The sequence below is a fragment of the Trichocoleus sp. Lan genome (assembly GCF_039961855.1).
In the GTDB taxonomy this organism is placed as follows: Bacteria; Cyanobacteriota; Cyanobacteriia; order Cyanobacteriales; family FACHB-T130; genus FACHB-T130.
In genome coordinates this window covers 159,442-186,008 of record NZ_JAMPKA010000005.1, presented here as the reverse complement: position 1 = coordinate 186,008, position 26,567 = coordinate 159,442, and the positions used below count along the sequence as shown (strand labels likewise).

16 protein-coding genes are annotated in these 26,567 nt (G+C 46.1%); 5 read left to right on the top strand and 11 right to left on the bottom strand.

Features of this window, described 5'->3' with window-relative positions; genetic code table 11:
* Window positions 1-300: 300 nt before the first annotated feature.
* Both NDA03_RS06675 and pgsA read left to right on the top strand, forming a co-directional pair.
* Window positions 301-939, top strand: a complete 639-nt coding sequence (locus NDA03_RS06675; RefSeq protein ID WP_348237684.1) for a sugar transferase — start codon at window positions 301-303, stop codon at window positions 937-939.
* Window positions 940-1,050: 111 nt separating this feature from the next.
* Window positions 1,051-1,578: a CDP-diacylglycerol--glycerol-3-phosphate 3-phosphatidyltransferase gene (gene pgsA / locus NDA03_RS06670; RefSeq protein WP_190412894.1), complete on the top strand. Its 528-nt coding sequence runs from the start codon at window positions 1,051-1,053 to the stop codon at window positions 1,576-1,578.
* 68 nt (window positions 1,579-1,646) lie between these two features.
* On the opposite strand, the gene NDA03_RS06665 is transcribed toward pgsA, so the two are convergent.
* The 4 genes from NDA03_RS06665 to surE all read right to left on the bottom strand — a co-directional run bounded on the left by NDA03_RS06665 (window position 1,647) and on the right by surE (window position 3,811).
* Window positions 1,647-2,582 (bottom strand): NAD-dependent epimerase/dehydratase family protein, encoded by a 936-nt coding sequence (locus NDA03_RS06665; protein WP_190412780.1) that lies wholly within the window; start codon window positions 2,580-2,582, stop codon window positions 1,647-1,649.
* Window positions 2,583-2,593: 11 nt separating this feature from the next.
* A complete protein-coding gene (locus NDA03_RS06660; RefSeq protein WP_190412779.1) occupies window positions 2,594-2,851 on the bottom strand; it encodes a hypothetical protein in 258 nt (85 codons plus the stop codon).
* Entirely contained in the window at window positions 2,848-3,033 is a 186-nt protein-coding gene (locus NDA03_RS06655) for a hypothetical protein (protein ID WP_190412893.1), read from the bottom strand. Before NDA03_RS06655 ends, NDA03_RS06660 begins: the two co-directional genes overlap by 4 nt.
* Window positions 3,034-3,133: 100 nt before the next feature.
* Window positions 3,134-3,811, bottom strand: coding sequence for a 5'/3'-nucleotidase SurE (gene surE / locus NDA03_RS06650; RefSeq protein WP_190412778.1), 678 nt, complete (start codon window positions 3,809-3,811; stop codon window positions 3,134-3,136).
* Between the two features lie 78 nt (window positions 3,812-3,889).
* Between surE and NDA03_RS06645 the strand changes: the two genes are divergently transcribed.
* On the top strand, window positions 3,890-6,043 hold the full coding sequence (locus NDA03_RS06645; RefSeq protein ID WP_348237638.1) for a HEAT repeat domain-containing protein: 2,154 nt from the start codon (window positions 3,890-3,892) through the stop codon (window positions 6,041-6,043).
* A gap of 37 nt (window positions 6,044-6,080) precedes the next feature.
* Here NDA03_RS06645 and NDA03_RS06640 read toward each other — a convergent pair whose 3' ends face one another.
* Window positions 6,081-6,485, bottom strand: coding sequence for an NIL domain-containing protein (locus tag NDA03_RS06640; RefSeq protein ID WP_190412776.1), 405 nt, complete (start codon window positions 6,483-6,485; stop codon window positions 6,081-6,083).
* A 72-nt stretch (window positions 6,486-6,557) separates the two neighbouring features.
* Here NDA03_RS06640 and NDA03_RS06635 point away from each other — a divergent pair, with 72 nt between their 5' ends.
* Entirely contained in the window at window positions 6,558-7,163 is a 606-nt protein-coding gene (locus NDA03_RS06635; RefSeq protein WP_190439919.1) for a thioredoxin family protein, read from the top strand.
* A 176-nt stretch (window positions 7,164-7,339) separates the two neighbouring features.
* On the opposite strand, the gene NDA03_RS06630 is transcribed toward NDA03_RS06635, so the two are convergent.
* Both NDA03_RS06630 and NDA03_RS06625 read right to left on the bottom strand, forming a co-directional pair.
* Window positions 7,340-8,215 (bottom strand): hypothetical protein, encoded by an 876-nt coding sequence (locus NDA03_RS06630; RefSeq protein WP_348237637.1) that lies wholly within the window; start codon window positions 8,213-8,215, stop codon window positions 7,340-7,342.
* 144 nt (window positions 8,216-8,359) lie between these two features.
* The gene (locus tag NDA03_RS06625) at window positions 8,360-9,241 is read right to left on the bottom strand and encodes an aspartoacylase (RefSeq protein ID WP_348231612.1); all 882 of its coding nucleotides are present in this window, start codon (window positions 9,239-9,241) and stop codon (window positions 8,360-8,362) included.
* A gap of 227 nt (window positions 9,242-9,468) precedes the next feature.
* Between NDA03_RS06625 and NDA03_RS06620 the strand changes: the two genes are divergently transcribed.
* Window positions 9,469-10,377 carry a LysR substrate-binding domain-containing protein gene (locus NDA03_RS06620; RefSeq protein ID WP_348237636.1) on the top strand — a complete coding sequence of 303 codons (909 nt, stop codon included), beginning with the start codon at window positions 9,469-9,471 and terminating at the stop codon, window positions 10,375-10,377.
* Window positions 10,378-10,512: 135 nt separating this feature from the next.
* Here NDA03_RS06620 and NDA03_RS06615 read toward each other — a convergent pair whose 3' ends face one another.
* From NDA03_RS06615 to NDA03_RS06600, 4 genes are all read right to left on the bottom strand, one after another.
* Window positions 10,513-12,168 carry a PfaD family polyunsaturated fatty acid/polyketide biosynthesis protein gene (locus NDA03_RS06615; RefSeq protein ID WP_348237635.1) on the bottom strand — a complete coding sequence of 552 codons (1,656 nt, stop codon included), beginning with the start codon at window positions 12,166-12,168 and terminating at the stop codon, window positions 10,513-10,515.
* 185 nt (window positions 12,169-12,353) lie between these two features.
* Entirely contained in the window at window positions 12,354-19,286 is a 6,933-nt protein-coding gene (locus NDA03_RS06610; protein ID WP_348237634.1) for a PfaB family protein, read from the bottom strand.
* Between the two features lie 113 nt (window positions 19,287-19,399).
* On the bottom strand, window positions 19,400-21,811 hold the full coding sequence (locus NDA03_RS06605) for an SDR family NAD(P)-dependent oxidoreductase (protein ID WP_348237633.1): 2,412 nt from the start codon (window positions 21,809-21,811) through the stop codon (window positions 19,400-19,402).
* Window positions 21,812-21,918: 107 nt separating this feature from the next.
* Window positions 21,919-26,148, bottom strand: coding sequence for a beta-ketoacyl synthase N-terminal-like domain-containing protein (locus NDA03_RS06600; protein WP_348237632.1), 4,230 nt, complete (start codon window positions 26,146-26,148; stop codon window positions 21,919-21,921).
* Window positions 26,149-26,567: the final 419 nt, after the last annotated feature.

Genomic DNA, 26,567 nt, shown 5'->3' with positions numbered 1-26,567 from the left:
GCAAGAGACGCGTAACGACGTACTTTCAGGTAAAAAGAATTATCCTTCTCAATCCTCCTACAGGCAGAGGATTAAATAATTGAAATCTGTAGCTTGTCAACCGTACTTCTAACAAAACTTAAAAAAATACCGATTCCCTTAAAGATTCGGTAAAGTAAGGGCTTTCTACGATTCATCTGTAAGGGGTGTTGCCTATATTGACATAAGAGCAACCTGATTCTAGAAGCCAACTTAAAAACAGTGATTACTACTTCCCACCTCCCCGAATCCCTCGACGTTGCTTCGTCGGCGTTTGATGAAATCTACCTGGTTGATGTTGCAAAGCCAAGCTGTCATCCATCTGTCACTAGCAAAGAGAAGCGGCTGATTGATATCTTGGGAGGCGTCGTGGGGTTAGCGATCGCAGCGACAATTACAATTCCAGTTGCGATCGCAATGCAACTGGATAACCCAGGTCCTGTCTTTTACAGTCAGATTCGCTGCGGTTTGAATGGACGCAAGTTCCGCATCTGGAAATTCCGTTCGATGGTTGTTGGTGCAGAGAAGCTCAAGCATCTGGTCGATAACCAAGCGAAAGGGCATATTTTTAAAAACGAAAATGACCCCCGAATTACCCGCATCGGTAAGTTCTTACGTCGCACCAGCTTAGATGAATTCCCGCAGTTTTGGAACGTTCTAATGGGAGACATGAGCTTAGTAGGAACCCGTCCGCCGACCGTTGATGAAGTCATGCGCTACGATGCTCATCACTGGGAAAGATTGAATGTTAAGCCGGGAATTACTGGCGAGTGGCAAGCGAACGGTCGTTCTAGCGTCCAAGACTTTGAAGACATCGTCCGCATGGATATTGATTACCAGCAAAAGTGGTCTGTTGCTTACGACGTCAGCTTGATTTTCAAGACGGTGATGGCAGTTGTGAAGAAAAAAGGTGCTTGTTAAAAAGCGAATCGCGAATCGCTAACTGTAAACTTAGAATTTCAGGCTGTAGACTCTGGACGCGAAACCGTCCGGAGTCTACAGTCTTTTTAACTTATCAGATCGATGCTTGTTATGACGCTACCCAACTGGATTACTTTATCTCGCTTACTGGCGTTGCCAGTTCTGCTTTATTGCCTGGACACCCCAACAACGGAAACTCGCACTGTGGGATTGGTAATTTTTCTGGTTGCGGCGGCTACCGATTGGTTGGATGGCTACTTGGCTCGTAAACTGAATCAAGTTACAGATTTGGGTAAATTTCTTGACCCGTTAGTTGATAAATTACTGGTGTTGGCTCCCCTATTGCCGCTCATTCAACTCGGTCAAGTACCGGCATGGGGCGTATTTCTAATTTTGGCAAGAGAGTTAGCGATCGCTGGTTGGCGCGTTAACAAAACGACCATTAGTGGAGCGAATATTTGGGGCAAGTTAAAAACAGTCAGTCAAATTATTGCGATCGCGCTTTTGATCGCACCCCTGCCTGTCTCTTGGGAAATTCCCGCCATAATTGCTTTCTGGATTTCCGTTGCCTTTACTTTGATTTCTGGAGTTATTTACCTTCTCCCCCAAAAAACCGAGCAACCCTCAGCGGTTAGCTAGTAGAGACACGATGAATCGTATCTCTACTACTAATCGCTCTTTTGGGTCTTCGGGTGTTTGTGATTGATTTAGCCTGCTTCTAGAATTTCGTTATCAATTGAGAAATCTATCTCGGCTTTGTTCCGACCAGAGGCAAGATAATCTTTCTGGAACGAGTTTTTTAGGCCAGAAATTAAGTCATATTCTGGTTGCCATCTTAGTTCAGTCTTGGCTTTATTTACTGAGGCGAAGAAGTGCTGAAGTCGGAAAGGAAAAGCTTTACGTTTGCCAAAGTCAAACTTTTTGGGTTCGTAGTGGAGAATTTGTAAATTCTCAGGGGACTTCCCGGCTGCAATCGCACAAGCACGCGCTAGACCATCAAAAGTAACATAGCGATCGCCCGACACATTATAAATCTGTCCCACTGCCTGAGAATTGCCCAGCACTGCTGCCATTGCTACCGCTAAGTCTTTCACATGACCGAGTTGGGTGAGATGGAAGCCATGTCCGGGCATCAGAATTGGGCGATCGCGCACAATCCGGTCGAAAAACCAAGCTTCCAGATCGTTATAATTCTGAGGGCCGTAAATATAGGTAGGACGAATCGACGTAAAAGGCACTTTCTGTTGTGCTAGGTAAGCTTCCGTTTCATGCTTACCTTTGTGACGACTTTTTGGATCGACGGCATCCCCTTCTACATGAGGCATCTGATCTGACTTTTGATACACACCCGCAGAACTCATGTAGATAAAATGCTGCACCCGATCCTTAAAAATTTCTACTAAAGGTTGGGTGTCGCTCAATTCCCGACCATTATTATCAAAAATTGCGTCAAATTTTTCTTGAGATAACTTTTCTTTTAGTTGCGAAGCATCCGTGCGATCGCCCTGAATTTGTTTGATACCTTCAACGGGCGCTGGTTTATTTCCCCGATTGAACAGCACCACTTCATGTCCTTGTTCCGCCAAAATTTTTGTTAGATAAACCCCGATAAAACGGGTTCCGCCCATGATTAAAATTCGCATTTTGATTAATTCTAATTATTTATATCTTTTGCGGATATTTTCCAAGACCGCCCTTCACAGTGAACTTCGTCCCCGATGATTTTAACTCCACCGCGAGCGATCGCAAATAGTTCTTGCCTTTCTTCATCGGTCAAGTAATCATCACCTTTAAGACCACTTGGGCGCTTTCGAGGATCGCCTCCTGCATCCAAGTAGCGCTGTCGAGATAAAGCAAAAAGTTCTTTTATTCTTGCATACTGTTGCTTTTCAATCTCAGTAGGTTTTGTCATCGTTCCGATACCCATTTGATAGGAACAATATCGCTATTTTGCAGGAGTCGAGCATAGGGTAAGACATTGCTAGGGGTTTCAATTACCCAAATTCCTGTGTCTTCATCATACACCGCATTGCTAAGTAGCTCTAAGGTATCTAAGGCGTTGAGAATTAGGTATTGTGCTTCGGATGGTTCCACCACTATTGAGTTCAATTTAACCTTGGCTATCTTACACGAAGGGACTGCATTAAGGGATTTTCGCTAACTCTTATGGGAGCGGTATCTTACCTCACCTTTTTTAAAGTCGCAGCTGAGTTACGGCGATTTTGCCGGAAAAGCAGACATCAACATCGCTACCAGGAGTGCGATCGCGTTTGGCATATTCTCCGACGTAGTAAAAATTATCGCCTTCAACGCGATAGTTAACTGGTAAGGGTTGCCGAGAAGGTTCGCAAAACACCACTTCCGGATCGGGATCTCCGGGTAACAAATGCGGCAAATTCACATTCCAAAACGTTCCCGGTTCAATGGTACGGTTGAGTAGATCGGCTAAAATTCCAGCCGTCCACCTCGCCGCCACATCCCAATCGACATTCAGTTTGCCTTTGCGATAGTGGGAAACGGCAATCCCCGGAACCCCATGAAAGGCTGCTTCGCGCACAGCAGCGACAGTCCCTGAAATGTAAACATCGGCTCCTAAGTTGCCACCGGCGTTGATGCCAGAAAGGACAAACTTGACAGTAGGGCAAAGATGCGTAAGCGCAATGCGAACGCAATCAGCGGGAGTACCCGCGATCGCATATTCAAAATCCGAGCGACGCCGTACATGAATCGCTTGAGTCGTCGTCACCTGATGACCGCATCCGGATAAATGGTCTTTAGGAGCCACAATCACCCCCTTGCCATTCATCGCCTTGTGCAGCGCTCGGATTCCAGGAGCGTCTATTCCGTCGTCGTTCGTTAAAATCAAAGTCATATATTTTTTTGCTGAGTCGGACGTAGCCTAGACGGTTTGCTCAAGCACCCATTGATTCAAATGTGAGAAGGCAACTAGATGGAATTGCATCACCAACCGATTCAGGAATCTTACACCGCCGAAAACCTCCTCCAACAGGTACTCTCACTGAGTGATGACCAGCTCAAGCAGGAGTATTTAAATTATCTGAAATGGACAGACCCCATAGTGCAGATGTTACAGCGCTTGGAGGAAAAAGCTCAGGTAGTGCGAGTCGTGAAGTTAGCCTTAGAAGTGGATTTGAGGTTAGGCGCACAGATGGCAGGAGCCGTTAAACCGGAGTTTCAAGCCGCAACCGTCGGTTTAGTTGCTTCTCTAGAAGTTCCTCAAGAGTTGAAATTTCAACTTTTAGGCATCACTGGCTCTGATAGTGCAATCCCCAGCCTACTCCCAGCGCTTCACCACCCTGACGCTAAGGTGCGTGAAAGTGCAGCTTATGGCTTAGCTTCCATCGGCACCGATGCAGTCGTGACAGCGCTGCTGGAAGTATTGAACGATGACGACTCTGGTGTTCGCTTGAGTGCAGCTTATGGATTAGGTTCTATCGGCACCGATGCCGCAGTGATGGGGTTGCGGCAAGCGTTGAACGATGAAGATTTTCAGGTGCGCGAGAGTGCAGCTTATGCCTTAGGCGCGATTGGTACCCAGGCAGCCGTAGGGGTGCTGCGGCAAGCATTGAACGATGAGGACTTTGATGTGCGTGGGAGAGCTGCCTACGCTTTAGGTCAAACCCCCACCGAGGAAGCAGTGTCGGCGCTACTGGAAGCTTTGAACGATGCAGATTTTCGGGTGCGTTACAATGCTGCCTATGCTTTAGGTCAAATTCCCACTCAGCAGGCGGTATCAGCGCTACTGCAAGCGTTAAATGATGAAAACTATCGGGTGCGTCAAAAAGCAGCCGAAGCATTAGGTTCGATTGGCACGCAAGAAACGGTGATGGCGCTACGGCAAGCGTTGAACGATGACGACTTTGATGTTCGCCGAAGAGCTGCCTATGCTTTAGGAAAAATTGGCAGCGAGGAGGCGGTGGCGACACTACTGGAAGTGTTGCAGGATCGAGACTATCGGGTGCGCGAGAGGGCTGCATTCGGCTTAGGCCTTACCCGCAATCCGTTGGCAGTATTGGGGCTGCTGAAGGCGCTGAAAGATGAAGATTATGAGGTTCGCAGTTGTGCTGCCTATGGGTTAGGTTTAGTCGGTTCTCCGGCGGCAATGTCAGGGTTGCTAGAAGCTTTAAAGGATCGTGACTTTTATGTTCGCAGGGGTGCTGCCTATGCTTTAAGGAAAATCGGCAGAAAGGGCATCGAGCCTGCGCCTGCCCAAGCGGCGGTCGCTGGGCTTTTAGAAGCTTTGGACGATGACGATTCGTGGGTGGGTTGGATGGCTGCCTATGCCCTGGGTTCTATGGGCAAGGAGGAAGGCGTAGCGGCGCTACTGAAAGCTTTAAACCATCCAAACTTTGATGTTCGAGAAAAAGCGGCTGAGGCTTTAGGGAAAATCGGCAGTGAAGTCAGCGTCGTGGGGCTGCGACAAGCGTTACATGATGAAGACTTTGGAGTTCGTCAAAGTGCTGCCGCTGCGTTAGAAAAAATAGGCTCCCCGGCGGCGGTAGCGGGACTTCTAGAAGCTTTGCACGATACAGACTATCGGGTGCGCGAAAATGCTGCCTCTGCTTTAGGTAGCACTGGCTGCCAGATTGCCGTAACCGGGCTGCTGGAGGCTTTGCACGATACCGACTATCGGGTGCGCGAGAAGGCTGCGGAGGCTTTAGGGGAAATCGGTTCTCCGGCTGCGGTGGTGGGGCTGTTGGGGGCGTTGAACGATGAAGACGCGACTGTGGGTGGAAGCGCTGCTTGGGCATTAGGTCAAATCGGCACTCCAGCGGCGGTAGCAGCACTGCGACAAGCTCTCAACCACCCAGACGCTAGCGTTCGAGGGAGTGCTGCTTGGGCATTAGGTCAAATCAATAGCCCGTCGGCTGTAGGGGCGCTCAGGCAAGCTGTTAACCACGAAGACGTTAGCGTTCGGGAGAAGGCTGCCTATAGTTTGGGGAAAATCGGCAGCGCTGGAGCATTACCTTATCTGCGCCAGATGCTCTTAAAATCGGAGAATAGCGTTGCTCTTAGCACGATCCTCGATGCGATCGCTGCCATTCAAGAGCGCTGCGGTTACTACAATTATGCGATCGCCTAGTCTTGGACTCAATTCGCCAAAAAGAGGCATTTTCAATTCAAAAATTAGTAGAAATTGCCTCTACGGGACAGGTGGGAATGCACTGTTCGCAGACAATACAGCGCGATCGCGTAAAATTAAGCCGAAATGTCTGCGGTTCTAACGTCAAAGCTTCTGTGGGGCAAACGCCAGTGCATAACCCGCAGTGAACGCAAACGTCTTCATCGATCGCGATCTCGCGACTGGCAAAAGAAACGCTGATGTCTTGCGATCGCATCCATTCGATTCCCGCATCTATTGCATCAATATCGCCCAAAAGTTCCACCACTAGCTTCCCAATTTGATTGGGTGCCACTTGGGCACGAATAATATTCGCCGCTACATTAAAATCCTTCGCCAGTCGATAAGTCACTGGCATCTGAATCGCTCGTTTGGGAAAAGTCAACGTTACTCGTTTTTTCACGGCAAAGGTTGCTCTGGAGGGAGTTGGTACACTAAAGGTAGCTCATCTATAACAATCGTGAAAAAATCTTCGATGGCTGTGAATTCACCTGAATCAACTGCAACCTCCCAGCCGCCGTCGCTAGGAACCGGCGCGAAACGTGTCACAAACTTCTTGATTGCTTTAGTAGCGATTGTCCTCAGCGTTTTCCTATTCTTGGGACTACAAACTGAGACAAGTTCAGTTTCCCTGGACACCCAAGCTGAGCAATCTACACCGTTAGAAGTGGCTTTGAGCAATGGCAAGCCGACGTTGATGGAATTTTATGCGAACTGGTGTACCAGCTGTCAGGCGATGGCAAAGGATCTGGGCGAACTGAAAGAGCAGTATGCTGATTCGATGAATTTTGTCATGCTGAATGTGGATAACAATAAGTGGTTGCCAGAGATGACGCGCTACCGCGTTGATGGGATTCCCCATTTTGTATATTTCGGCAATAACGGAGACGCGATCGCTCAAACCATCGGTGAGGTACCTCGTCCCGTCATGCAGGCAAACATTGACGCCCTTGTTGCTTCTGTACCTCTGCCTTACGCCCAAGCTGGGGGACAGGTTTCTGCCTTCCAATCACCCGTTACACCCGCCAAAGTTAGTCAGGATGATCCTCGCAGCCACGGTAGCCAAGTAAAAAGCAATTAAGAATTACGAGAACAGTCGCTGTTAGAAGATTTTTGGGGTTTGCACTGATCAATCAGAAATCCATCCTGGTGATATCTGATTGCTGAAGGTAACGCCAAAAATGACGCCCACGCAAGGGTTTTGGACAGGGTTTCTCTAGTTGTATGTCTCTTGTCCAGTCTTAAACAGATGCCCGATCACATACAGCCACAGCCGCAGCCGTTGTTCGTACTATCATTACTACCACTACTACCACCACTGTTATTGCCGCGACTTCCGAACAGGGAAAAAATGAGGAATATTGGTAGCCACCACCAAAACAATCCTGAAGATTTTTCCGAAGTAGGACGCTCTTTGTTCTTAGGAGTTGGAGTTGGAGTCTTGCGAGGTAGCGGAGAATTTTCGCTTGTTTGAGCCAGTGCTAATTCAGAGCTTGTAGAGTGAGTTGTCTGAGTAGAAATCCCTGCTATCAGTAGCGTAGAGCTGCTGACAGTTAGAACTAATATAAATGACAATAGAGCGATCGCTAGGAATTGCCCCAAAGGCAAGCGAGGGAGATAAATAGATGGCAACCAAGTCAGAGTAAAAGATGGTTTGGGTACGATCCAGTACCGATGAGTGTTGACTTGTCTGCACTCAATGTCTTTACCAAATCGAGTGTTGGGTGGTGACCAGATATCGCTAGGAGGTTGCTGTCCAAAGAGTTTTTCGTAGCTAATCAGCGTCTCGTTATAGCACCTATAAAAATTATCCTGTTCGCTGGAACCGCCCTTCGTTGGGTGATGGTGCAATGGTTTTTTTAAAACTTTGTCACAAAACTCATCCCAGTAGGAATGAGTGTAAGTTAAGTGCAAATGCCAAACTCGATCTACTTGATCGGAAGGCGTGACAGGATGCCCAACTACAAGGGCAAGAAAAATAAACTTTTTGTATTCGTTAATGGCACGCTGAGTATATTGAGCCGTCCAACCGTTTTCTCTTGCTAACCTTTGACTAAAGGGAAAAGCAGACTCCGGATCGTCAAGGGGGAATTCTTGAATACTTTGGTAAAGTTCTGCCTGCTGCGCCTTCATTTATGACTCCTTTGTGTTTTTGAATTACCGATTTACTTTTTATTTTTGTTAATCAATAAAATCCACAATTCCAAGTTCGCGATATTTTTTAACTGACGAAGAGTTAGAAATGATTTAATCTGAATTCGACACTTGAGACTTTTGCTAAATGGTGACTTGCTGCTTTTCAGTCAAACACATGGCAACTCCTTTTTCATAGTAGGCTGCTTCATTGATAAAGACTGGATAAACTGTTGCTTCACCTTCATAAGCGATCGCTTGACCATCAAACGTTAAAAACATGAGATCGCCGGGATGAAGCGCTTCATAATCTCTAAATTGAAGCTGGGGATGAATCATTGCCTGAATTTCTCCAAACTCATTCCTGGGATAGTCTATTGTCTGGATGCTGTGATAAACGGTAAGGGTATCTCTTACAGGAGGTGGCGTTCCCTGGTTATAGGCTTCCGTGTAGTCTAAAATTGCGTGGACGAGTTCCTCCGTTTGCTGAAATAAAGTTGCATCCAATACCCCTTGAGCCACCGCACCGACTTCAACTGTGCAGCCGAATTCACAAATTGAGTCCAGATGAGGGGTGCCTTGATTTCTGGTTGTCGAGTAAAGTACCTTCACTTTTGAATGAAAAGATGTGAGATAAGCGGCTAGCTGAAGGTTAAAAGGATGCTTACTAGCGAGAATAATTGTTAGCTCCATGTTTGCTGTACTGCTGTGTAAATCAACAACCAAATCTGCCTGATGGCTCCCCCCAGAGCCAAATTTTCCATAAATCTCCTTGGCTCGTTGCGCTTCGTAACTAGAAAGGCTCGAATTCTCCAAATCCTGGCGAAGAAAACAGCGATTAAGGTCGGTATCAACATACCGTTTCCCAATTTCATAGGCTTTGGGATTCGCTAACAAGGTAAGACTTTCAAAGCTAGGTCGCTGAATCAAGTTGGGCGATCGCTCGAATTTCTTCACTAAGTAAATTCCGGTGAGTTCGTTTCCGTGCGTTCCCCCCACAATGGCAACACGCTCGATCTTCTTCATAAAATAATGGCTCCCTATACCTATTTACAACACTATCTATTAACTTAGATGTGTTGAGGTTGATAACGTCTTTTCATTTAGATTAACGAAGGGTTTACTAGATGTCTAATACTTTCTTGACTAAGTAACTATATGGCAAAGATATAGTGTTTAAAAACTGATATTAATTTGACATTTGCATTCCTATCTTGCCAAGATTAGGGCAAAGACATAGTGGTGAAGAACGAATGGAGCTTCGGCATTTGCATTACTTCATCGCGGTTGCAGAGGAGTTAAACTTCTCTCGTGCTGCTGCTCGTCTGCATATCGCGCAACCTCCCTTGAGCAAACAAATTCACGATCTCGAAGACGATCTGGGAGTGCAACTGTTTGATCGCACCCAGCGACCGCTCCAGTTAACCCTAGCAGGAAAAGTCTTTTTAGACGAAGCTCGAAGCGCGATCGCTAGCGTAGATCGTGCGGTCAACATGGTGCAGCGTGCTAGTCGGGGAGAAATCGGGCGGTTGGTAATCGGCTTTACTAGCTCAGTGGCAAACAGCTTTTTGCCAGATATTCTGCGAGTTTATCTTGAACGTTTTCCGCTGGTGGAACTCGTCTGGCGAGAGTTAGCAACTTCCATGCAAATGCAAGCACTGCGCGATCGCCATCTGGATGTTGGCTTTTTCCATTTGCCGTCCTGGATGCAAGAAGAAGTTGATTTATCCTGGATGACGATTTGGCATGAGTCTTTAATCGTCGCATTACCAGAGACTCATCCACTGGCGAGCCAACCTCAAGTTTCCTTAAAAGCACTGGCACAGGAAGTGTTCATCCTTCCTTCTCGTCAATTCTCTCCAGTCTTATCTGAACAGCTCGAACATCTGTGCCAACAATCGGGTATTTCCCCCGTTGTCATCCAGGAAGGAACGCTGATGCTAACAATACTCGGCTTAGTCGCTGGTGGGGTTGGAGTTGCCTTGCTCCCTGCTAATGTCCAAAATCTTCAACGCAAGGGTGTCTTATACAAAAACATCGCTGAACCAACACCAACTGTCCCAATGGCGGCTGTATGGCGACAGGACGATGCTTCAGCGACTTTGCGCGAGTTCTTGGGAGTGACAAAAGCGATCGCGCAGACTCACTCAAAAGCGTCTTAATAAAAACATAAAAACGCCTATACGCGATCGCTTGCCTCCACAGTTTAAGGCATACCGATAGAGACAGCCCAGAGGCTTTTTACGGCAAAGTTCTTTAAAATGCCAGCCCCTGGTACCAAAAATGTTTAGACTATCCTAAAAAAGAGGTTTTGGACAATAGTTCCAGTATTGTGCAGGCATCGATAACCCCTGTAGTTTCAAGTTTTGCAGCCGGTACAAAAAGCCAGCACCAATCATTATGTGATCGGCAACATCAACTACACGACGATTATTCGCTTGAGCCAGATAAGAACCCTTCACCCATTCATTAAACGATCCCATTGAGGGGCCACACCAGATTTGATAATCCATTTCACGACCTTTCTCACCCGCATTAGACCAACGGGAGGACAAGCCCAAATAGGAGCGGAAAATCAGAGCCATTTTACGTTTAGGATTGTTATCTGCTCTGGTTATTTGATCCGGGTCGCGTTGAGAAAAATAAGCAACCGTATCTTCCCAAACTGACTCTAGACTCTTCCTGAAGATTTCTTTTTCTAATTTCTCTCTTTCCACAAGCGGAATTTCTTCAATTGAGTCATAGTTCTTGTAGAAATCAAAGAGTTTTTGCGCCCGCATTGGGAAGAGACTGCCACGTTTCAGGACTTGCAATTTCACCCCCATTTCAAACATATCCGCCGCTGGTGCCATACTCACATCAGCCATAGCCGCTTGAGCTAGCAAGTTTTTGGTATGAGTAGAAGCTCCAGCTTCAAGACAGGATTGGTTAATGGAGCCTGTCACCACATAAGCGGCTCCCATCATAAATGCCCCTAATGCTGACTGCGGTGTACCAATTCCTCCAGCCGCTCCAACTCTGACAGGTTGTTCGTAACCATATTTTTCCTGAATTTCATCCCTAAGAGTCAGAATCGAAGGTAAGAGACAAACTAAGGGACGATTATCTGTATGACCGCCAGAATCGGCTTCTACAGTAATATCGTCAGCCATTGGAATTTTTTCAGCCAAGGAAGCTTGTAACTCAGTAATCAGTCCTTGAGCGACCAATTGCTTGAGCATTTTAGTTGGGGCTGGTTGCAAAAATTTAGTTGCAACTTCTGCCCTAGAAACTTTGGCAATTATTTTGTTTTTGATCTCGATTTGATTCGCTGAATTGAGGCTAAGTCCCGCTGCCCGATAATAAACAATGTTGGGTGTCAAATCCAGAAATGCGGAAGCTTCTACAGTGGTGACGCCGTATTTGAGATATAAATTGATTGCACCCCGCTCGATTGCAGCTTCGCTAGGACTGTGGATCAAATTAAATGCATAAGGCCCTTCTGGAAGTGCTTGCTGAATGCGGTGAATAGCAGTTTCAATGCGAGAAGGAACTAAGCCCGCGGCACCAAAGGCACTGAGAATCTTTTCTTTACCAAGGGCAATTACCATTTCTTCGGAGGCAATGCCATTCGCCATTGACCCCGTACTATAAGCATATTTTACCCCGTGGAAAGTCAGGAAACTGGGGTCTCCCAACTGTTGAGGAACTAGCGGTGGCACTGCTGTCAAAGTTTCCACGGATTCAGTTTTGCCGTTATTAGCATCCCCTAAATAACCTTCGTTCGTGACCCCAATTTGGCCTTGCTTGCTAACGATGTAACAGGGTTTATCTAAATTCAGCAGTTTAGTCTTGATACCTTCTTCATCAAAAGCTACAGAATTTAAAGAACCCTGCCAGACTGGATTTTGATTGTTCGGATTTCCTGAGAAACGAAGACCATTTTTGTTTTGCGTTAAAGGTATTGCCAACATAGTTTCTTTTTCCAATTCAAGCCAATAACAGATTGTAGATTGTCGGTTGGGTTGACTCCCCAAATCCCTCCCTTAGGAGAAGAGGGGCTTCCGGACTCCCCTTCCCTACTAGGGAAGGGGGCTGGGGGTTAGGTTCTTAATTCACCAACAGTACTAACTGAACCATAGTGTGAGTTTGATAGATTTTAATCAGACTCAACTAAACAAAGAGCGATGTCTTTAACTTCATAGATTCTCAGGTTGGGTTTCCACAAACTGGCATCACCGATTAAGGTGACTTTGTTTGGAGTAATATCCACTTTGGAAATATGAACCTCTAAATACATCTCGGTATGACCATGAGGAATTTGTCCGCGATATTTCCAAACGATTAGATGGTCGATGGCTTGGACAAAACGGGGAGATTTGAATTGTTTACCAAGATCGTTCTGCAAGGCATAGACTTGCATCGCTTGCAAAATCCCCTCAATTCCTAATGAACCAGGCATGACCGGGTCAAGGTAAAAATGACACTTGAAATACCAGTCATTCGGCTTTACCTCTTTTCGGGCATAGATGTAGCCTTGCTGATAGTTCCCTCCTCCTTGAATAATTCGTACTTCATTCAGGAGGTCTAACTGATACTGAGCAAGCCGATAATGGGGTCGAGCCTGATTAAGGCGATAAAACTTGGCTCTACTTTCCGGACTCCTTAAGTCGATTTTTGCTTTCGCGAGTCCGGTGGTATTTTCAGTTTCGTACCAGGGTGGAACATCCTTACCGCGATCCAGTCCTACCTGATTTGCTAAAGATTGGGGGCTAAAATGACCAAATGCGGCAGTTCCTTCATAAAACGGTTCGCCATCGCAAACCATTTGAAAATCAAAACTCTGAATAATCACTCCCTGGATATTGGATGAAGACAGTAACCGGGCTGTATTCGTAATCGTCTTTCCTCGAATATCTATATCCTTGAGAAGGCGACCCTGTCCATCAAGATTGCGGAAGTACAAGTCTTGATTTGGATACAACAAAGTAGTTCCTAAATAAGCAGAGAGAAAACCACAGGGTTGCAGAGCTATCTCCATTAAAATTGAGTACGGTATTGTTGGAGAGGAGTTTTGGCGATAATACCAAGGCTCTGTGGGAACGTCGTATTCAGTAACAATACTGGAATTTTTTGTTAGTTCATGGCGTTTACCATTCACTTCCAAAACGCGATGCACCAAATTGAGATGAGTATTGGGCATCCGCGAAGCTTTGACGCCACCGTTGTCATAAATCTCGAATTCTGGGCCAAAACACTTAGCAACCGAACCCAGACAAAATTCGTTGACTTGATCTTCATTTAATAAGGCTGGTTTCCGGGGTAATCCTGCCTTTTGTTGAGAGTTGTTTATCGCTTGTTCAACAGAAATTGAATGATTGGGGTTCTTTTCAGATAGCTGCAAGCCGAGGTCTTGGAAGTGAACAACAATTTTGCCGTTTAGGATGACTTCAACATTACATTTTGCATAAGGTTTTGGTGTAATGCCAATTTCAGTGATTTCCATCCGATAGATTAATTTGCCCGAAATGGGAGTCACCTGTCCGCGACAACGGACGACCTGTGGCAAACCGGGAATCGGTTGAAATCTAGCATCAACCGTGTAGGTTTGCAATCCTAAATAGAGAAGATAGAATTGCAAGAGTTGACCGCACCCTTCTGCCATCAGGGAACCAGCCATCACCTGATCGTCTTTGAAGTGGCAGGGGAAATACCAATGATCTGGGTCAAGAAATTTTTCGCCGATAATTAGACCTAAACCCCAAGCCCCTCCTGTCGGTTCTACTGATGTGATGCGGTCGATCATGAGCATTGCCTTCGGGGGCAAGCGCAGGGAGGGATTTAAGCCATCTTGCCAATAATGGTCTCCTAAGCAGGCAGCAATATTACCCTCGGTGAGGGATAACATATCTGACTCATCTAGGCTTGATTTTTGACAGATTAGCAGAGGCTCAAACTTTTGCTTTGGAATCTTGCTTCGCGCTTCAAGTTCTTTATCGGAAACAATAATTCCCTTACCATTTTCGAGTTGTTCGTCGGAAAAGAATCCGGCACAGCCTCCGTCCATTTTGAGGATCATTTTATCCCCAACAAAGCACTCGTAGCTAAAGAAAAATAGTAGGTTATCTCCGCTTCGCACAAAAGAATTTATGCGGATGTCATAACGCAGGGTTTGTCCTTCTTTGGGTAAATCATCTAGGAACGTCAGGGTGCAATCAAGCAAGCGATAAACTAGGTCGCCTTTATTCTCAAAATCAATTCCTAGGTAGCTGATTAATAATAAATCGCATTGACCAGATTCTACACTGATTGCCCAAGGAGCTTGACCATCAACAGCGTACCAGGCATTCTGTGGAATATCGTATTCGGTTGTGATTGAAGAGGGTTTAAAGCTATTTATTTCCCCATCAAGTTTAGTAACCCTGCTCACCAAGAGATAGGGCGGAACTGGCAGCCGCACTCGCCGGGAATAGGAATCGATAATTTCATAGTCTTTACCGAAAACACGGGAAATTTTCCCTTCAGCAAATTCCAGTAAATCTGCTTCATCCCAAACAATATTAGAAGGCTTTGTGTAACTATTGCGCTGAGGATCTGAAGTTGCAGGGGCTATCTGACCATTGCTCTGAGCTGATATATTTTGATTCAATAATTGTTCGGCTACAGCTATTTGTAGCTGAAATATCTTCATCATTTGGTTTTGATGATTAGTTGTCTGTTGGGGTTCTTTTGCTATTGTCATGGCTTTTGCTTTATTACCTCTTGTTATCTCTTTTCGGAAAATCTCACAATTTTCAGCGGTCAAAATTTTAGAATAAATTCGGCTTCCACCCAAAGTAACTTTTTTAACAATTGATTGACGTTGGATAGATTTTTCTGGCACTTGAGAATAAAGTGGGGACAAATCCACAGAGACACCGTGACTCACAAGTTTTGCTAAAACCCTGACCACCCCAGTATGGTCATCAACGCCTTTGGTATTGATGGATATGGCAATATGCTCTTGTTGCTTAAGCGTTTCGCTAATCCATCGAGAACAATTGTTTCCTGCGCCTACCTCAATGAAGATTCTGACACCATCTTCGTAGACACGATGAATAATTCTAGGGAAATCAACCGTTATACAGCAGATTTTGGCGGCGTTATGAGCCAAAGAATTAGTATCCAGCTTAATCGGAGCGTAATCTACTCCAGAATAAAACTGAATATCGGGTACATTTTGGATGGGAATTGTGTGTAGTTCAACCAATCCCTCATACTCAGTATTTGTTGGTTCGCAGTGCAATACACTGTCAAAATTGATGGGAAAATATTTGCATTTGAGAGTTTCAATGACTCGTAAGCAAGCTTGCGGATCGCCACCAATGACAACTTCTTCTGGAGTATTGATAAATGACAGATAAACACGTTCTTCCTGCTTCAGGACTTCCTTAACTACCGATACTGGTGCTTTGAGAACATAGGAAATCCAAAATTTTTCCGAGCGATCGCTTTCTGGCAAACCCCAAAACCTACGTCCCGCTAAACAGGGACCGCATAAATCAGTTCTAAATAGAGGAGAGGACACTAAAGCTTCGCTTAATTTCCCATCATCGCGCCAAATGTCAAGGGCAAACAGCATACTGCTAGCTTCACCCAAGCTATACCCAAATGCAACTTGGGGTTGGACTTGGAAATACTGTCTGAGAATCAGGCTATATAGCACTGCCAAACTGATTCCGGTTTGGCACATTGCTACTCCGTCACCCAAAAATTCTGCCTGTTTCTCTGCTTGTGCTTGACTGGAAAGTTTTTCTAAACTTTTGGGATAATGAAGTTTCTCGTGCATGACCTGACCTGGATAGGGAGTCAGAGCCGAGAAGCTATCGTAAACTTTAGGAAATAGCTGGAAAATGTCCCGTCCCAGCCCCAGACCAGAACTAGCCATACCAGGGTAAACAAAGGCAACTTTACCCTCATTTCCTAAAGGTTTCGGTGTGAAATAACTGCCAAGCGGTGTTTTCCATTCTCCGCCAGTTTCAAAGCTTTTTTTGATACCTGCGATCGCTAAGCGAATTTCCCGCAATATTTCCTGTTTATGAGAACCGACAATCGCTAGCGTATAAGTCGCCTGGGGCGATTGCCTAAAAGCCGTAAAAGTTTGTGTTGCTGCAACGGATAGATTGTCACCTGTTTCAATAAGATTTTGGAGCGAATGCAACTGTTCGAGCAACGCAGATTGATGATTAGCGGTGAGGGGAAATAGATAGAAGGGCGTTTGTTCCAGATACTTGCTGGGACGCTCTTTTTGGCTCAATTCTTCCGAGAGGATGATGTGAGAATACGTGCCATCTATGCCTAAGCCGTTAATTGCAGCAACTCTCTTAGATGCTTCGGGTTCTAAAAACCAAGTTCTCGATTTAGTGGCGACGTAGAAGGGACTTCCTTGCCAAAGCTGAGGCAGTTTCGGGCTAGACCACTGGGGAGTCGCAGGAATATACCGATGATACAGGCAGAGGACAGTTTTGATTAAACTCGCCATCCCGGAAGCGGTATAAGTATGACCAATGTTGGCTTTGACACTTCCCAGGCAACAACTCAAACTCGCTTGGGAAGTTTGATAGGCAGAGAGTAAACCTTTGATTTCGGCTTCATCTTCTGAGGCGACGCCACTGCCAAAAACTTCCAGATACCCGATGTCTGTAGGGTGAATACCTGCTAAATCGAACGCCTGCTGACAAGCTTGTGTGAGTATGCGATCGCTCGTCGATTGATGATTGGCATTATCCTGAATTAAGCTGATGGCATCAATAACGGCATAAATTCGGTCTTGCTCTTGTTTGGCTGTTTTGTGCCGCTTTAAAATGACGGCACCTGCACCTTCTCCGACCATCCAGCCATTCGCGTTTTCATCAAAGCTTAAGGTGGGAATCCCTTGATTAATCGGTGCTAACTGCTGGCGGAATAATACGTTTTCCAATCCACCAGAGAGATCGACAGCGCCGACGACAACAGCATCAACTTCTCCATTAGAGAGCAGGAGTTGAGCGACTTCTAAAGCTTTAAAAACCGAATTTTCTTCGGCAGAAATGGTGAAGGAGGGACCAGTGAAATCCCACTGGGCGGAAATGCGACTAGCCATCACATTACCGATGAAGCTAGTGTATCGGTTGACTTGCGCCGGAGGATGCAAGCTATCTTTGGCAATAGTTTCCAGTTCGGCAAGTTTTTCGGGAGACAAAGAAATATTTGCTTGTTCCAAGCTCTCTTTGATTTGCCAAGATAAATCGCATCGACCGCGATACTGGTGCAAGGAGAGTTCTGTCCCCATCGCCACAATCACGGCGACATTTCCCCCTTGCGCTAGTTTTGCATCTTTGATGGCGTTGTCCGCCACCTTTAGCATCAATAGCTGTTGAGGAATCAGTTGATCTTCGTCGCGGGGCGGGATTTTGAAATTGAGAAAATCGAGTTCAAAATCTTGAATGTAGGCTCCCAGAGGCGCTTCACCGTTTGCCAAGCCATATTCTTTGAGTAATTGGGGTTGCTCTTCGATACCTTGCCAGCGCTGAGGCGGAAGGGGGATAAAATGCTGCGTTCCCTCATAAATTGTGCGCTCGAAGGCATCTAAACTTTTACAGGAGCCAAAGAAGGCATCCATGCCGACGATCGCTAATGAGTGTTGAGTGTTGAGTGTTGAGTGTTGAGTGTTGAGTTGAGGATTGGGAATTGGGGATTGGGAATCCTCACCTTCTCCCGCCGTTGCCTCTGAAGATTCTAAAATCAAATGAGCATTAGTACCACCAAAACCAAAAGCATTGATGGCGGCGCGTTTTGTCGGTTGTTTTTGAGGCCAGGGTGTCGGGGAAGTAACCATCTGTTCAGCAGCGATCGCGCCTTTTTCTGAACGGAGGGGGTCAATTACGTCGATTGTCGCCGGGATGATCTCTTCACCCATGCTCAAAATCACTTTGATGAGACCCGCGATTCCCGCAGCCGTTAATAAGTGACCAAAATTGGATTTGACAGAACCAATCAGAGGCACCGTTTGAGACTGACCGAAGAAGGTCTCCATCGAGTTGAGTTCGGTGATATCTCCGACCGGAGTCCCCGTGGCATGACACTCAATGTAATCGATACTGTTGGGATGAATTCCGGCTTCGGTATATGCCCGTTCAAAGGCTAAGATTTGCCCTTTGGGATTGGGACTGAGGACGAATTTCCCTTTCCCGTCATTCGATAAGCCAACGCCGCAGATTGTGGCGTAGATGCGATCGCCATCTCGCAGCGCATCGCTATATCGTTTCAGGACAACCATTCCGGCTCCTTCTCCAGCTACGAGTCCTCCGGATGACTTATCAAAAGGACGCGATATCCCATCTTCTGGATAAGCGTGGAAAATAGAAAATCCCATATTGATGAAGAACGGATCGGCGCAACTCACCGCACCCGCTAACATCAGGTCAGCTTTGCCGGATAACAGATAGTGACAAGCTAATTTGATTGAATAAAGCGATGTTGCACAGGCTGCATCCAGAGATAAATTAATCCCAGATAAAGACAGCGCTTGAGCAATGACTGCTGCCGGATACCCGGATAAAATTCCATTTAAAAGGGATACGTCAGAAGGTGTTTTTTTTAGTTGGAAAGATTCTTCTTTTAAAAGTTGCTGAAGGGCTGAATCCAGAAATTTTTGATAGATTGGTGCAAAAAAACGATGGGAAAAGCGGGTGGGAAAAGAAAGATTCCCCAGAATTACGCCGCACTTTTCCAGAACCGATTGATTTCCTAAATAACCGCTATCTTTTAATGCTTGTTTTGAGACGTATAAAGACCATTGATAAATTTCATCTAAATTTTTCAGTAACTCAGGAGCCATCTGAAACTCGCTGGTATCTAACTGAAAATTTCGGATATATCCTCCCTTCAAACAATAGTATTTATCTAGCTTTCCTTTTTCTGTCGAATAAAACTTTTGGGGATCTACTGCCATTTGTTCGGCTGTTGCCAAGCTTTTAAAATCTTTTTTAGCAATTAAATTCTGCCAGTATTGCTCAGGACTTTCTGCACCTGGAAACAAGCTAGATAAACCGATGATTGCAATTTTTTCCATTCAATATTCCTAAAAGATTTAATCAAAAACGACTTTATTTTAAATAGGCTCTAGCCAGCGTGCTGTAGCAGCGATCGCTACTACAGCACGCTGAATGGTTTCTTAACTCGCCATTACTTAACTCCTACTTTTTCTGAGTTAAAGAATAGACGGTTCAGTTGTTTGCTAATCGTCACTTCTGCCCCAAATACTCGCGAGTAAACTTTTCCTTGGATATCGTGGGAAGTAATATTCGCCACTAACTTAGTTTCATTGCTAGAAATGACATCCATCGACACATAAAATGGTTTACCCAAGGGAATCATTTGGAAATGCTCTCCTTTCTGGCAGCGTAAAGGGAGACTAGCCGCCTGATAAAAATGCCTTACCCAAATCAACATGCACTGAAATTGCACATCTTTGGCGACAAAATCGAATGCCTGTGCCGGAAACTGTCCCCGCTGTTCTTCAGCGATTTGGGGTAAAACACATTCCATCGTCAGGGTTTCTGGCGTAATATTTAAAACTTGTTTGACCCCTTTAAAACTAGGGCCATGAAACAAGGTACCATCCTGATAAGGCGATAGAAACGCAAACTCTTGATTTTGAGTGGAGTCAAATTCATAAGTGGGAGCTTCCGGAATTTCCTTCAGGAGTTTCACCTGACCGTTGTAATGATAGCGGCGTTTTCCGGGTTCCGCTTCACTCCATATCGTCGCTGCGAGTTCGAGCTGCTCGTTCTGGGATTTATTGACTTCCTTCACTTCCAAGATGTATTCGCTTGCCAATGTTTCATCGAAAACAATGCCTTTTAAGACTTTGAAGTTTTCGCAGCTAAAAAACTTGTAGCCAGGATATAGCTGTTCGCTAACATTGGCAAGCCATACTGAACCACAAACGGTTGGTAATACCGCTTGACCACCAATCGCATGATCTTGCAAAAAGGAATTTGCTTTCAGGTTTAATTTTCGATGAATTTGGTAAGTCCGGAGTTCTGAATCTAGCTCTCCAGACACGACTACCAGAGGACTCCCCACTAAGACTTGTACCGTTTCCCGTTCGCCAAAATCTAGTTCGTCAACTAGCATCTGAGTTCCCACTTCAACGGGAATTACCTCAACCTTGCGTTCGGCAAAAATCTGTTTTAACTCAGGCGTAACCATCCCGCCATCCCAAGGTCCCCAATTAAAGGAAGCTACGTGACATTCGGGATGGAGGCGCTTAAAGTGATGGGCAAATTTATTGAGAATCTCATTGGCGATCGCATAATCCGATTGACCAATATTCCCGTAAAACCCAGCCGCTGACGCGAACAACACCAAATGCTTGATTTGATTCGGATTGACACAACTCAGCAGATTTTCCAATCCTTTGACTTTGGCAGTATAAACGGCTTCAAAATCCTGTTCGGATTTATTCTCAATTAATTTATCTGCCAAATTGCCAGCACCATGAAGAATTCCGGAAATCGCTCCGAAACGCTGGACGGCATCTGCTAGTTTTTCCTTTAAAGCGATCGCATCGGTAATGTCGGCGCTGAGATATTCTGCTTTCCCACCCGCTTGCTCAATCGCTTCCAGCGTTTGGGCGATTTCTCGTTGGGCTAAAATCCCCTTCAGTGTCTTTTGGACTTTGATTGGGGTGGGTTTCTCTCCTCGTGCAGTAATATCTGCCATAATCCGCTTTTTCAAATCAAATTCATCAACACAGCCTTTTGCCCATGCTGGCTCCGGATTGATGCTTGAGCGACCGAGGAGGATAAATTTGCATCGGTAGCGTTGCGCTAGCTTGATGACACACTGGGAAGTAATCCCGCGTCCACCGCCGCTGACGAGAAACACCGAGGATGGAGTAATTTGATGTGTTGTGCCGCGAGCGTTCTTCTTAACCCTACACATCTCGGCTACCAGGGTGGTTCTCCCCTGGGAACTGTACCCGACTTCGGTAATCAACCGATTGGGGTCGTGAAGTTCCGCGACAATCGATTGGGCGACAAATTCTTCATCGAAAGCGGGACTCAAATCGATGGCGCGACAAAACACCCGTTCCCATTCCAGGTTGAGGGTTTTCGTCAAGCCGAACAGCCCCCCACCAATGGCGCTAAACTCTGTTTTGCGACTTAAACCGAATTGCCCATCCAGGCGGCTCACGGTGAGGAAACAACTGCGTCCTTGACGTGCTGCTTCATTCAGGGATTTTTTGAGGTGCTTAGCAATCAGAAAAATATGCTTGAGGATGGCTCTTTCCGATTCCTGCCCAAGACTTTCTTGAATTGAGGGATGCAGATGAACGAACGCGCCAATGGAGCCGTAGTTTTGCGCGATCGCCATCAGCTGTTGTTTCAAATGCTCCTCGCTCAAATCTGCCAGCACCACACGGTTAATTCCTCCCGGTAACGGTAGCCGTTGGGCAATAACAGATTCGGGGAAACTTAATACAACCACTTTCCACCCTCGGTCTGAAAGAGACTTGACCAATCTGATACTGGCAGGGCTACCGTCATCGGTCAGCAAACAAATGTGATGGTCGGGCAAGGTGAAATCCAAATAATCTACCTCACTTAGAGGTTGGAGCCTCGCCCGACCGCGTTGAATCTTGTGCTCAGCTTCAGTTGAAGCTTCATCTGAAGCTTCAACTTGCTGCGATTCTGGGGTTAAGTTTTTTTTTCAGCCACCCGCGATTCCTGGCTCATATATTCAACAATTTGAGCAAGGGTGCGGAGTTCGGCTAGCTGTTCTGGATTCACCGGCGGCAAATCAGGGAATAACTCCTGCATTGCTCCCAAGATTTCCACCCGCTTGATCGAGTCAATCCCCAAATCTGCTTCCATGTCCATCGAAAGCTCTAGCATTTCCGTGGGATAGCCAGTCTTCTCACTGACTACTTCTAACAGGGATTGGATCAGAGCATTCGCCTTCTCCTGGGAGACAAATCCGTTTTCTGCCTTCGCTGAAACTGCTGCCGCTGGAGCAGAAACCTCAACCTCTGTTGATGGCGCTTTGTTGCCCATATATTCAACAATTTGAGCGAGGGTGCGGAGTTCGGCTAGCTGTTCTGGATTCACCGGCGGCAAATCAGGGAATAACTCCTGCATTGCTCCTAAGATTTCCACCCGCTTGATCGAGTCAATCCCCAAATCCGCTTCCATATCCATTGAAAGCTCTAGCATTTCCGTGGGGTAGCCAGTCTTCTCGCTGACTACTTCTAACAGGGATTCGATTAGGGGGGTCAAATCCACCGCCGGCGCTGTTACAGAGGGGCTAGAGGTCTTTTCGATGATCGATGGCGCAACTTCTGCCTGCTCTGCTTGAGCGATTTGATTTTGCAGGCCGTTTGTCTCTACTTGGCGAGCCTGGGCTGGCTGCGAACCATTGCTGGAAACGGGAGATACTGGCACTGTAGGGACGATTTCTGGAGCAGCTAGCCCAGAATGTATCAGCTTCTCGGGTGTCGGTACGACAGTCGTGGCAGTAGGGGAAACAACCGAATACTGTGGTTTGTCAGAGGTTCCTTGTCCGTTTTGTCCTTGCTCAAAGTTCCGAACCGGCGCGATTGACGCCTGACCATTCACAACTGACCCATTCGCACCATTACCAGCCCCCAAAAGAGAATAATGTTGCTGCATGAGCTGGAAAAATCTTTGGGAATATTCCAACTGATTTTTCAGGTATTGTTCGTGAACTTGCTGGCTGGCAGCTTGATGTTCGTGAAAGCGCATCATGTTGCGCTCTAAACTTTCTAGAAGACCCTGATTATTTACAGAAGATTGTTGCATGGGTTGCGCCTCTGATTTGGTTGCGGGTGGAACTGGTATCGGCTCTGGCATTTTGACTTGGGGAATTACGGGTACGGGAATTACGGGTTGAGGGGTAGGGATTGGGGCGATGTGTGGTGTTGGTTTCGGGGCTAAAGATTTCTTCGGCTCCTGTGTCAATTTCCCATTCCTGTTTTCCCTTTCTGGATTTCCCTTGATTTGGTGTCCGTTTTGCAAAGCGTGTTCAAAAGCAGCTTTGGTTTTCTCACTGACATAGTTAGCGCCGTTTAAAGGCACATTCAATCTCTTCTTTTGCTGAGAATTGGATGTTTTTGATTTAACTAGGTAAGGATCGAGGTTATCTAAAGACAAGCCAGCCACGCGCAACTGAACAAAGGCTTCGCACAACTGGCGCTGGCTATCTCCTTTGCTACTGGCATTCAAGGCGATCGCTAAATGGGGTCGATCTTCGAGGATATTCTTCACCAGATTGGTCAGGATATTCCTGGGACCAATTTCGACAAAGAAATATCCCCCGGCTGCGTAAATATTTTCAACTTCCTGCTTAAAATGCACAGGATTGACAATATGTGCAGCTAAGGTTTGTCCGATGGTATGGGAATTGTCTGGATAAAGATTTCCGGTTGTATTGGAGTATACCGGGATTTTCGGCTGATTGAAAGTAACGCGATCCAGCACCTCTGCAAACCGTTTTTGAGCGTGAGCGACAAACGGTGAATGGAAAGCTGCGGAAACGGGTAGTAAAACAACCGAATACCCAAGCTGCTCCAATTTCTGCTGGACTTTGGCGATTTCTCCCTTCGCCCCCGCTAATACCACCTGATTGTTAGAGTTCCAGTTGGCAATGGTGATTTTGGGGAAATTCTCGACAACTTCTTTGACTTTATAAATATCCCCTTTCACCGCCAGCATCATGCCGGTATCAACTTTTGGATCGTCGGGGAATGCCATCGCTTGACCTCTGGCTTTGACGAGGAAAAAGTAATCTTCGTCATTCAGAACGCCCGCCGCCCATAGGGCTGTCAGTTCCCCGAAGCTGTGCCCTGCCACATAATCAGGCTTGAACCCTGCCTCTTCTATAATCTTGTAGAGACCAAAACTCAAGGCACCAATTGCGGGTTGGGCATTTTCGGTCTGTTGTAATGCCGCAATTTGGGCATCCTTTTGGGCGTTGTCAAAAACAGGACACGGGAAAACGACTTGGGAAATGGGTGGCAACCCATTCTTGCCCAGGTATTTGTCCATATCGCTGTAAGCTTGGCGAAGCTGAGGGAAGTTAAGGACAAGTTCCTTACCCATCTCCAAATACTGCGAACCTTGCCCCGAAAACAGCGCCACTACCTTCCCTTGGGGGTTCAGGCTAGTTTTGCGGTAATAGATTCCTTTGGGATGCTCCCACGATTGGGCTTGCTGTTTGTTTTTCAGTAAGTCAATCGTAATCTGCAATAATTCACGGGCTTCTGCGGCAGAGGTGGCGACAAATCCCACTCTGGCTGAGGCAACGGGAATTTTTAAACTCGCAGCGCTGACAAGTTCTGTGTAATGTTGTGTGCCGCGATCGCTTGCTAATTGCGACTCTAGGGTTTCACACTTCGCCAATAATTCTCCTACTGTTGGAGCATCCAGCAGAATGGTCGCTGGCGTACTGTGTAAACGATAAGCCTGTTGATGTTCCCTTTGATATTCTTCGAGGACGACATGATAATTCGTGCCTCCAAAGCCAAACGCACTGACCCCTGCTCTTCTTGGCGTTTCATCATCAATGCCAAGCCAGGGTCTGGTTTCGGTATTCAAATAGAAGGGTGAGTCCTCTATTTTAAGTTTAGGGTTGGGTTGGGTAACATTAATCGTCGGGGGTAATATCTTATGGTGCAAAGCCAAAGCCGTTTTGATCAGGCTGGCTGCACCTGCTGTTGCTTTGGTATGTCCAATCTGAGACTTAACGCTCCCCAAGGCAATATGTTGTTTTTGGGAGTTGTTTTGGCTAAAAACTTCATTTAAGCCTGCAAACTCTGTCGGATCGCCAGCGACGGTTCCTGTACCATGAGCTTCAATCAGACCGACTGTTGAGGGTGCAAATCCAGCATCTTCATAAGCTCGACGCAACGCTACGGCTTGCCCTTCCGAACGAGGAGCATAAATGCTCTTAGATTTGCCATCGCTGGAGGTGCCCATTCCCTTGATGACGGCATAAATGCGATCGCCATCTCGTTCGGCATCTTCAAGCCGCTTGAGAACCATCATTCCCATGCCTTCACCCAACAGCATCCCGTCGGAATTTATATCGAAGGGACGAGAATTCCCTTCTTTAGAAAAGGCAGGCGTTTTACTAAAGCACATATACATGAAGATCGAATTGTCGGCATCCACACCGCCCGCGATCATCATGTCGCTACGATACTCGGTCAATTCACTCAAAGCCATCCGCAGGGCGCTTAATGACCCGGCACAGGCTGCATCTACAACACAGTTAATTCCTCCTAAATCTAGGCGGTTGGCAATTCGTCCGGCAATCACGTTCCCCAGCATGCCCGGAAAAGAATTTTCCTCCCAGCCGATATAGGCAAGTTTTATCTTCTCAATAATCTTTTGGGTATCTTCGTCAGATACACCACTGTTTTTAAGAACCTTCTCCCAAACGGGATATTGCAAACGGGCAGTTAGCGGCGTAATTAGTTTCTGCCCGCCCCCTACGCCCAGAATGACGCCTGTGCCTTTCCGATTAAAATCTCTGGATTCACCGTAACCAGCGTCTTCCATTGCCTGTTTGGCAACTACCAACGAGAGCATTTGGGCGACATCTGTCACCTCTAGAATATTGGGAGGCAGACCAAATTCCATCGGATCAAAATCAATATCCGGGATGAATCCGCCTCGTTTGCAATAAGTCTTATCCGGTGCCTTGGGATCTGGATCGTAGTAGTCCTCAATCCGCCAGCGTGAGGGAGGAACATCAGAGATACAATCGGTTTTTGTAATGATATTTTCCCAATACTCTTCTAGAGTCCTGGCTTGCGGAAAAATGCAACCCATTCCGATAATCGCCACTGGTGTTTGTTGCAGTTGCCGCTTAATTTTGTTGTTTATCAATGATTTATCAGACTTCATTCCTCAACCTGACGCTAGTGACGTTCCTGGTTCAAAGGGTTATGATACCAAGTTATTCCGCTTTAGTGTAGTTGTATATCCACTCAATTTAAACCTGTGGAAGTTTGCTGTTTATTTTCACACGAGTGGGTACACCCAGCTTCATATTCTCAGCTTGGGCGAAAGCTTTGTAGGCTGCACGGAGATAGGCAAAATCAGGAATTTAAATAATAGCAATTTCAGTCCCTTGAAGCAAGTTAACTATTTTAACAAATTTTCTTGTGCTTGAGGTTTTATGTTATAATGACTTGATTTTTTGAGTTCTCTGCCAAGCCTTGGTTACAGGGTATAAAGCTAAGGGATGGTGGTTAAAAAAATTTTTAGGGGTTAAAACCCAGGCACAGTAAAACTTAGAGTATTTAAAATTGGTAATTTAGAAT